We start from the raw sequence: 5,824 nt of genomic DNA on the forward strand, positions 1-5,824 counted from the left end.
GAGCGCGTCCGTCAGCGCCCACACGACCTCCGGGTTCAGCACCGCGGCGATCGCGCCAAGTCCCGCCGACACCTGCGTCAGCGGATCCTTCGCGATGTCTTTCAGTGTCACTCTGTCAACCCTCCGAGCTGCAGCAGGTCGGCGACGATGTACACGATCCGACGCAGCACCACGATCGCCACGACGACCTCCGCGATCACGACCGCCGCCACGATGACCGGCGTGAACGGCCCGAGAACGCCCACCGCCTCGAAGACGACATCGTTGAACCCGCGGATCGCGTCGAGTATCGTCGTCCCGAACGATGCTCCCGCACCGCCGAGTGCCTGAGCGACCGCGACCGGCACGTCCGCTAGTCCGAGCGTCTCGCCGGGCGCGTTGAACCGCCCCGGCTCCGAGCCGCCGAACAGCAGGAGGACGATGTCGACCAGCTGCGAGACGACGCCGAACACGACCTCGAGGAACGTCGTCAGCACCGCGCCGACGACGAACTGACGAGGCGAGCTCGCGAAGTCCTCGAGAAGACTGACATCGTCGATCAGAGGCTTGAGACCATCTATCCAACCGGGGATAGAGGGACCGTCATCCGCCACTCAGATCACCTCCTGGATCTGTTCGATGCCCCGGGCGACCACGAGGAACGTCCCGAGAACGACCGCGAGACCGACCGGGAGCGAAAGCGGGCCGAAGGTGTCCACGTTGAACGACCATGCACCGCGTATCGCGGCGATGCCGGTCCCAAAGATCACTTCGATCAGGCCCGCCTCTCGAGTCGGCCGCCAGCCGACGCCCGGGATCCGGAACCACTCCGTCGCCCCCGCGAGGAACTCGCTGACGCCGTCTATCAGGCCCGTGACCGCGGCCGTGAGGCCGCTGACGACCGTGTTCACACCGGCGGCGACAGTGAACACCGCCGTCCCGACGATCGCTCTCGCGAGCCGTCCCACGTCGACGCCCGACGCACCCGACCAGGAGACTCCCTCGATAGAAGTGACGCCGGTCAGGAACGACGACTCGTCGACGTCCACGTCGGTCGCGTCGTCGCCGTCAGCCACCGCTCACCACCCCCGCGAGCGCGCGGTTGGATCGCGATGGGTGCCGCATCAGTCTTCGTCCTCGTTCTCCTCGGTCACGCCGAGCGGGAGTCCCGGGATGTCCGGCGCGTCGCCGAGTCCTGGGATCGGCAGCGTGTCGCTCGTCTCCGACTGTTCGAGGAACTGCGTGATCATCCAGAACGCACCCAGCACCAACACGACGCCGACGAGGATCGCGAACGGTCCGAACTGCGAGGCTGTCGCCGTCGCCGACGCCTCCGCCGTCGTCTCGATGATCCCCAGCGGCGCGAGGATCGCCGAGTCGACAAACTGCGTCACCGACGACGCCAGCGCGTCGAGCGGCGCGATCACCAGCCCGAACGCGCTCTGGATCAAGTTCACGCCGCCGGTCGCGAAGGAGACGAGCGTGCCGAAGATCGCCCCCTGTAGGAGCGTCCCGAGAGAGCCTCCGCCATTCAGGAACGAGATCGTCCCCGTGAGTACCGAGTTCGCAGACGGGTCGTCCCCGCTCGGTAGCTCGTCGGCGGCTCCGGACATCAGGACCCTCCGCCAAAGGCGCGGATCCCGACGAGACCCGCCAGCGCCGAGAGTATCATGCCGGGGAGCGACGTGATGAACCCGACGATACCTCCGCTATTCGACGACATGATCGCCGCCCCGCCGCCCGAGGCCGCGTTCTGAATCGCCGAGACCTCGTCGTTCGTCAGCGTGACGTCGTACGAGATCACGTACTCGGTGTCCGTTGAGACCGTCGAGTCGAGCGAGACCTCGTCGCTCCCGTCGTAGCTTGACGCAACCGACGAGTAGTCGATCTCGGAGAAGTCCGTGTCGCCGGTGTCCTCCGCGAAGTCGACCGCCTTGTAGCGCTCACTCGGGAGGGTCGGCTCGTCGACCAACTCCGGCGAGGAGTACGAGAGGTCGAACGCCGTCGGGAGCTCCAGCCGGAACGTCAGCTCACCGAGCTGGTCCCACTGCGGGAAGTCGCTCGACGGGCCGAACTCCGCGTTCACGTCCTCGTCGTCCTCGAGGTCGCTCGCCGCGAACTCCGCGTCCGCGGTGAGTCCGTAGATCGTCGCGTCCGACATGACCTCGTCGAACGTGTCTACGCCCGTCACCGAGTACGAGCCCCGCGGCTCCGTAATCGTCACCGTCTCTAGCTCGTCGTCGTCGTCCGTGTCCTCAAGCTTCTCACCGAAGGTGAGTGCGCGCGTGCGCTCCGCGTCGAGGACGGAGACGTCGGCGTCGATGTCACCGTGCAGCGAGACCTCCTCGGTCGACCCGAAGGAGCCGTCGCCCGACCCCTGAAGCGTCATGCTGCCGACCTGCTGCTGCAGGACCTTCCCATCGCCCGTGCTGTTCGCGAGGACCGTGTCCGAGTCCGCGTTGGCCGACGAGTCGTACAGCGTGACCTCGACGTAGTCGCCGTCGCCGTCGGTCACCCGCAGCGTCGGCGTCCCGCTCGCCGAGTTGACGTCCGCCGCGATCGTGACGTACGACTTCTCGCCGTCAGCGACCGAGACGTTCGTGTACGACGCCGAGTCCGAGGTCGCCGTCCCGGCGTAGTTCAGCGCGTCGACGCCCGCCGCGGTCGTCGAGTCGCTCACCGTCGCCCCCGAGGTCGTCCACTCGCTCGCGTCGAGCGCCGACGCCGAGTTCTCGTCGTCCTCCGCGTCGAGCCGCGGGAACGCGTCGCCCTGGTCGAACTCGATCGCGGTCGCCGTCAGCGTGACCGGGTTGTCGTTCGACTCGTTCACCGAGGCCGGCAGTTCAGTTGCCTCGCCGCTGTCGTCGTAGTACTCGAGCGCGCTGTCGAAGTCCGCGTTCGACCACTCCTCGACCGTCACGTCCGTGTGGATCGCCGGGTTCGGCGTCTTCGCGTCACCGCCCCAGCCGATCCCGCCCGCCGCCGCTACCGGCATCGCGACCATCGACGAGAGTACCGTCAGCGCCAGCAGCGCCGCCAGCCCCGCCTTCTTGAGATCGATGTTCATGCGATTCCTCCGTAGCTACCGCTGGTCCGTCTTCGTGTCATGAGAGTGTGGTAACAGCCGTGTTTGCGTGCCAGTTCGACATCGAGCGGGTACCGCTCGCGGAACTCCTCGAGGTACGACGCGAACGCCTCCGAGACCGCGATCCCGTCGGGAACGCGGCTCACTCGAAGGCCCCCCGCATCCGGGTGGGGGTCACGCCGACCCTCCGCGGTTCCGCCAGTCGACCCACCGTTTCGATCCGTCGTCGGGCTCTTTTGACGAGCCCCTGTCGTCGTCGGTCATACCAGTTTTCGACCCGGTCACCGGGTCGATAAAAAGGACAAGTCGGCAAGTCGGTGATAAAACGGCAGAACCCAGCGGGTGTGAGACCGACTCGCTTAGATCGTCAGCTGGCCCTCGCACTCGGGACACACCGCGGTCCCGCCCGTTGAGCCGTCGTCGAGGATTCGATACTCGTCACCCTCATAGTCGCACTCGGTACAGCGGTACGTTCCATCCGTCTCTTGCTCAGACATCTTCGATCGCCTCCAGCCACACTTCTGGGACCTCGCTCTTGTCGACCTCGTGCTTCTCGCGGGCTTGGATCTTCCCGTCCCCGTGGTCGACCCACGCCGTCACGCGGTAGTACGTCCCGGTCGTCGGGCTCTTGGCGTAGCGGATCCCGTGCTCGACCTCGCCCGAAGATTCCTCACTCGACACGGATCTCCACCTCGACATCTGCCGGGTAACTCCCGTCGCCGTAGCCCTCCTCGTCAGTAAGGTCGTGAAGTGCCGTCTCGACGACGTTCCAGACCTCCATCGGGTCCTCACAGCGGCCGCGAGCAGTCCCTACAGCCTCTTTCTCGTTGGAACTCATGCGAACCCAGCCTCCTCGAAGGCCGCGTTCACGACGTCGGGCGTCGGCGCGTTCAGGTACGGTTCGATCGCCTGGAAGGAGTCCCAGCCGCCGACCTGCATGACGACCCGCGGGTTCACCTGTTTATCGACGAGGAGCCGCTGCGCGAACCGGCGTCGGAGATCGTGGCTCGATACGTAGCGAAAGTCCTCATCGCCCGTCGCGTCGGCCGCGCGGTCGGCCGTGCGTTTGACCACCGCCCGGATACCGCTCTCGGAGAGGTCGACGATCGGCTCGTGACGCCCCACGTCTTCCGACCGGACGTACCGGTGGATGTCGCCCTCGACCTCTCGCGGGAGATAGGCGTCGCGAGGCTTCCCGCCGCTGCTGGTCGTGTCCTTCCCCTCCGGGACGCGGAGCCGGAAGTGGTCGCCGTCCGGGGTGCGTTTGACGTGCTTCGGGCACACCTGCGGGATCTCGAAGGCGCGGAGCCCGACGAATCCGCCGAGTTGAATCACGAGGTCGTCCCGGATGCTCCCGGCCGCCCGCCGCAGCTCGTCGAGGTCGTCGTCCGTGAGCCAGCATTTGAATTGATCCTCTGCTTGCGTTTGCTCTAGGCGCATACGACTTTGCTAAACAAGATTGTATATAATACGGCAGAACCCAGCCGGTGACCGGCGTGATCGGGGCGGTTTTCGGCCGGTCGTTGACGAGTTGTGTGAGAAGTCGTTCCCCACGTCTTAACCAACATTCGGCGCGAGACAAGCAGAATGTTGGTTAACTCTGAGCGCGAGCTACCCTGTCGCGTAGACGTACTGATCCTGATCCGGCTCTGTCTCAAGCGCACCAGTCACGTTGATCGCCCACTCCGTCGGATCGGTGTCGATATCGAAGATCCCACCGATGAATCCGAATGAATCAGGACGGATAGTTTCGGTAGAACCAACGTAATCGGGGGCAATTGCCGCATCGAAATACTCTCTCACATCCTCAAAAGCAAACTCGTCACTTGGGAGGTCAGTTATTGGGTCGTACTCAGTACCGTCGATATAGAGACTGAAATCTTCCGTCCGCCGTTCCGACAGTTCCTCCCCGCCAGCATTGTAGACAAAAAAATTCACACCGAAAAACCAGCCGTTCGCAGGTTCCACGAACGCCACATCATCCTCTGATTCGTCGTAAACGCGAACCTCCTCCTGAGTTACCCAAGTACCTAGGCCATACTCCGCGAGCGACTCCGAGAGGTACGTCTCCTGCACCTGACCCTCGTCGAGCCCCGAGAAGGACGGCTCGCTATTCGTTTCTCCCGTCGTTTGTGGCTGAGACTGTCCGCCGTCGCCGCCGCTCAGACATCCAGCTACCGACGCTGCGCCACCTGCACCGACCGTCTGTAAGAGTTGTCGTCTGTTCACGCCGGGAACACGTCACCCACTAAGTAAAACTCCCGCCGTCGACGCTCCGATCGCTACTCCTCGTAGTCTTCCAGCTCGTCCCCGTCGAGATCTCCCGCGAGATAGTCGCGACCGCGCTCCGTGATCTCGTAGTAACCTCGCTTCGGTTTCTCTACGAGTCCATTTTCTGTGAGATCCGACAGCCTCCTGCTGACGTGTGTTCGTGATTTGTCGATGTTCTCGGCGATCACTGCCGGCGTGAACCGAAACCCGCTTTCGAGAACTTCGAGGATGCGATCGTCAGTTGGCATTTGCATCCACTCCGCCGGCTTTCGCATGTCTCACAGTGCTCAGAACAGTCGCATAGTCGTGTTGATACGGTGTTCTTAAGCCACCTATCGGTTTCATAGATGTAACTGATTAGTAGAAGATTATAAATTCCCCCAACCCAGAATGTAGTTTCACGGACCCATCCGGTCGTCGTCGATGTCGGCGGCGCTCGGGGCCTGAAAAGGACGGCGGACCGCGCTGTGAGGACAGCCGGTCCGCGTG

Annotated in this window: 11 protein-coding genes; all 11 read right to left on the reverse strand. The window is 64.1% G+C overall.

Translation table 11 applies throughout. The features are described from left to right. Positions 1–107 precede the first annotated feature (107 nt). Positions 108–476: a hypothetical protein gene (locus tag EXE48_RS17905; protein WP_137712139.1), complete on the reverse strand. Its 369-nt coding sequence runs from the start codon at positions 474–476 to the stop codon at positions 108–110. A 117-nt stretch (positions 477–593) separates the two neighbouring features. Then, a complete protein-coding gene (locus EXE48_RS17910) occupies positions 594–1,055 on the reverse strand; it encodes a hypothetical protein (RefSeq protein WP_004596381.1) in 462 nt (153 codons plus the stop codon). Positions 1,056–1,103: 48 nt separating this feature from the next. Then, positions 1,104–1,592: a hypothetical protein gene (locus tag EXE48_RS17915; RefSeq protein ID WP_137712140.1), complete on the reverse strand. Its 489-nt coding sequence runs from the start codon at positions 1,590–1,592 to the stop codon at positions 1,104–1,106. Then, a complete protein-coding gene (locus EXE48_RS17920) occupies positions 1,592–3,046 on the reverse strand; it encodes a phage tail protein (RefSeq protein WP_137712141.1) in 1,455 nt (484 codons plus the stop codon). Before EXE48_RS17920 ends, EXE48_RS17915 begins: the two co-directional genes overlap by 1 nt. Beyond that, positions 3,043–3,210: a hypothetical protein gene (locus EXE48_RS18535; protein ID WP_158295143.1), complete on the reverse strand. Its 168-nt coding sequence runs from the start codon at positions 3,208–3,210 to the stop codon at positions 3,043–3,045. Before EXE48_RS18535 ends, EXE48_RS17920 begins: the two co-directional genes overlap by 4 nt. 213 nt (positions 3,211–3,423) lie before the next feature. Beyond that, positions 3,424–3,561: a hypothetical protein gene (locus tag EXE48_RS18890; RefSeq protein WP_199236413.1), complete on the reverse strand. Its 138-nt coding sequence runs from the start codon at positions 3,559–3,561 to the stop codon at positions 3,424–3,426. Beyond that, the gene (locus EXE48_RS17925; protein WP_137712142.1) at positions 3,554–3,745 is read right to left on the reverse strand and encodes a hypothetical protein; all 192 of its coding nucleotides are present in this window, start codon (positions 3,743–3,745) and stop codon (positions 3,554–3,556) included. The genes EXE48_RS18890 and EXE48_RS17925 overlap by 8 nt, the downstream gene beginning before the upstream one ends. Beyond that, positions 3,735–3,902 carry a hypothetical protein gene (locus EXE48_RS18540; protein ID WP_158295144.1) on the reverse strand — a complete coding sequence of 56 codons (168 nt, stop codon included), beginning with the start codon at positions 3,900–3,902 and terminating at the stop codon, positions 3,735–3,737. Before EXE48_RS18540 ends, EXE48_RS17925 begins: the two co-directional genes overlap by 11 nt. Beyond that, positions 3,899–4,504: a site-specific integrase gene (locus EXE48_RS17930; RefSeq protein WP_004596385.1), complete on the reverse strand. Its 606-nt coding sequence runs from the start codon at positions 4,502–4,504 to the stop codon at positions 3,899–3,901. Before EXE48_RS17930 ends, EXE48_RS18540 begins: the two co-directional genes overlap by 4 nt. Positions 4,505–4,675: 171 nt before the next feature. Further along, entirely contained in the window at positions 4,676–5,293 is a 618-nt protein-coding gene (locus EXE48_RS17935; protein WP_137712143.1) for a hypothetical protein, read from the reverse strand. Positions 5,294–5,346: 53 nt separating this feature from the next. Next, the gene (locus tag EXE48_RS17940; RefSeq protein WP_137712144.1) at positions 5,347–5,610 is read right to left on the reverse strand and encodes a winged helix-turn-helix domain-containing protein; all 264 of its coding nucleotides are present in this window, start codon (positions 5,608–5,610) and stop codon (positions 5,347–5,349) included. Between the last annotated feature and the right edge of the window lie 214 nt (positions 5,611–5,824).

It is taken from the genome of Halorubrum sp. ASP1 (assembly GCF_005435135.1).
GTDB classification, from domain to species: domain Archaea; phylum Halobacteriota; class Halobacteria; order Halobacteriales; family Haloferacaceae; genus Halorubrum; species Halorubrum tropicale.

Coding starts and splice junctions, on each gene's coding strand:
- EXE48_RS17915 (WP_137712140.1), bottom strand. CDS start 1,592: ATGTCCGGAGCCGCCGACGAGCTACCGAGCGGGGACGACCCGTCTGCG.
- EXE48_RS17920 (WP_137712141.1), bottom strand. CDS start 3,046: ATGAACATCGATCTCAAGAAGGCGGGGCTGGCGGCGCTGCTGGCGCTG.
- EXE48_RS18890 (WP_199236413.1), bottom strand. CDS start 3,561: ATGTCTGAGCAAGAGACGGATGGAACGTACCGCTGTACCGAGTGCGAC.
- EXE48_RS18540 (WP_158295144.1), bottom strand. CDS start 3,902: ATGAGTTCCAACGAGAAAGAGGCTGTAGGGACTGCTCGCGGCCGCTGT.
- EXE48_RS17930 (WP_004596385.1), bottom strand. CDS start 4,504: ATGCGCCTAGAGCAAACGCAAGCAGAGGATCAATTCAAATGCTGGCTC.
- EXE48_RS17940 (WP_137712144.1), bottom strand. CDS start 5,610: ATGCGAAAGCCGGCGGAGTGGATGCAAATGCCAACTGACGATCGCATC.